The organism is Rhodoferax sp. ZS1R8 (assembly GCF_056521325.1).
In genome coordinates this window covers 1-1077 of sequence record NZ_JBWMBA010000177.1, presented here as the reverse complement: position 1 = coordinate 1077, position 1077 = coordinate 1, and the positions used below count along the sequence as shown (strand labels likewise).

Sequence of the window (1077 nt, the reverse complement as noted above, 5' to 3'; positions counted from 1 at the left end):
GCAACCGGCCAACGCGTCCCGGAGGATTGGGAGTCGGCGAATGCGGCAAAGCTGGTTCGCCAGTCCATGCGCACGGTCGGTGTCTCGGCCTACGACCCCAAGGTTAGCGATCTGGGCTTCTATTTTGGGCAACCGTCGGCCCAGGCCCTGCTCAAGGGGCGCATGGATGCTTAACCACTTCAGCAACCAGGCGTCCGGCTTGATAGGACTGGGTTGCCAGTCTGGTCCGCGGCTGGTTGCTATGGTCAGTCACGGCGACGAACGGGCTGAATTGCCCTTGCTCTGGCAGCTTTGCCTGGCGTTGGTGAATTTTGGGTATTCAGTCACCGTATTGGATGCAACAACCCCCGAATCAGACAGTAACCCCGGCCTGGCACAGCTTCTGGAGAATACCCACTGGGGCGACGATGACCTGTGCGACGCACCGGCCTGGGCCGTACTCCCATGCGCCAAAGGCATTAGCACTCTCATACAGAGGCCTGGAACCAACTTTGGAAACCTTCACAAACTGGGCCCTTTGCTACCGGCCGAGGGCATCGTCATTTTGTATTGTCAGGTCGAATGGATGGTAGGTTTGATCGGCGACTGGCACGTCGAGCCGCTGCTCGCGGTGTCCCCCAGCAAAACTTCACTGCTCACCGGCTACATGGCGCTGAAACGGTTGTTGATTACTGGCAAACTTAAGCCTACCATCGTCAATATGCTGCAACGATCGAACCTTTCTGTAGCCGCGCGGCAGTCGCCAGCGTCGGCGGGTTTGAGCGAATGCGCCAAAAGGTTTTTGGGTCATGAATTGAAAGCCCTGGACATCACAGAACAACAGGGTGACCTTGCGCCGTGTGAAGAGATTCAGCGGCTCGCCTTGCGCCTGCTGGAGAGTTCTGTGTCGCTTGCTGCGGAATTCGCCGTCAATGACGTGATGGGCCGGGCAACACCAAAGGGTCATTTTGCCCAGTCTGCCCAGTTTGCGGGGAGCCATTGATGTATACCGAGAAGGGGCAGCTGGACCGCTCCGCCCTGATCAAGCAGTAACAGCCGCTGGTGCGGCGACTGGCGCACTACATGATGGCCAAGCTA

General features: G+C 58.3%; 1 protein-coding gene. It reads left to right on the top strand.

Annotated features, from left to right (window positions below; all coding sequences use genetic code 11):
• The first annotated feature begins 241 nt into the window (after positions 1–241).
• Positions 242–982: a hypothetical protein gene (locus AC097P_RS24790; protein ID WP_479613072.1), complete on the top strand. Its 741-nt coding sequence runs from the start codon at positions 242–244 to the stop codon at positions 980–982.
• Positions 983–1077 lie beyond the last annotated feature (95 nt).